Raw genomic sequence first — 1,264 nt, forward strand, 5'->3', positions numbered from 1 at the left:
CCGGTCCTGCTGCCTCGCACCGAGGCCGGATCGATGCCGGCCCGCTCGAACGCCTCCCACGACGTCTCCAGCAGCAGCCGCTGCTGCGGGTCCATTGCCAGCGCCTCACGCGGCGAGATCCCGAAGAAGGCAGGATCGAACTCGGCCGCCTCGTGGAGGAAGCCGCCGTGGCGCACGTAGGACTTGCCGGAGCGGTCGGGGTCGGGGTCGTAGAGGTTCTCGACGTCCCAGCCGCGGTCCTCGGGGAATCCGGAGATCGCGTCGCCGCCGGACGCGACGAGGCGCCACAGGTCTTCGGGCGACCGCACATCACCGGGGAACCGGCAGGCCATGCCCACGATCGCGATCGGCTCGTCCGTGCCGGCGACCGCGGCGACCGCGGCCTCGGACTGCTCCTGCACGCCCAGCGTCTCGGCCAGCAGGAAGCGGGAGAGCGCGGCGGGCGTCGGGTGGTCGAAGACCATGGTCGCGGGGAGCCGCAGCCCGGTCGCTGTGTTCAGGCGGTTGCGCAGTTCCACCGAGGTGAGCGAGTCGAAACCGGCGTCCTGGAAGGCGTGTTCCGGCTGGACGGCCCGGACCGAGGCGTACCCGAGCACAGCGGCGACCTCGGTACGGACCAGGTCCAGCACCGCCTGCTCGCGCTCGGCCTCCGGCAGCCCGGCCAGCCGCCGGCCCAGCGATCCCTTCGGCGCGGTCTGCGCCGTGCGCCGCGCGGTGCCCCGTACGGGGCCGCGCAGCCCTCGCAGCACCGGAGGCACCGTGCCCTGCGTGCCGCCGAGGTCCAGCCGCAGCGGAGCGACAGTGGACCGGTCCAAGGCCAGCGCCGCGTCGAACAGCCGCAGTCCCTCGTCAACGGCTATCGGGGCCAGACCCACCCGCTTGAGCCGGGTGAGGTCCGCCTGGTCGAGCCGGTCGCCCATGCCGCTGCCCTGCTCCCACAGGCCCCACGCCAGGGAGGTCGCGGGGAGGCCCTGGGCGCGGCGGGCTTCGGCGAAGGCGTCGAGGAAGGTGTTCGCTGCGGCGTAGTTGCCCTGTCCGGCGCTGCCCAGGATTCCGGACACCGACGAGAAGACCACGAACGCCGACAGGTCGCTCGTCAGCTCGTGGAGGTTCAGCACGGCGTCGACCTTCGGCCGCAGCACCGCGTCCATGCGCTCCGGGTTCAGCGCGGCGATCACGCCGTCGTCGAGGACGCCGGCGGTGTGCACGACGGCCGTCACCTGCGTCCTGGCCAGCGCCGCGGCAAGGGCGTCCCGGTCGGCCG

1 protein-coding gene is annotated in these 1,264 nt (G+C 73.6%); it reads right to left on the reverse strand.

Annotation, left to right across the window (positions count from 1 at the left end):
* Window positions 1-1,264, reverse strand: a 1,264-nt coding sequence (locus ABZ208_RS39095; RefSeq protein ID WP_356914198.1) for a beta-ketoacyl synthase N-terminal-like domain-containing protein, incomplete at both ends; no start/stop codon positions are given.

The sequence above is a fragment of the Streptomyces sp. NPDC006208 genome (genome assembly GCF_040613775.1).
Lineage (GTDB): Bacteria > Actinomycetota > Actinomycetes > Streptomycetales > Streptomycetaceae > Streptomyces.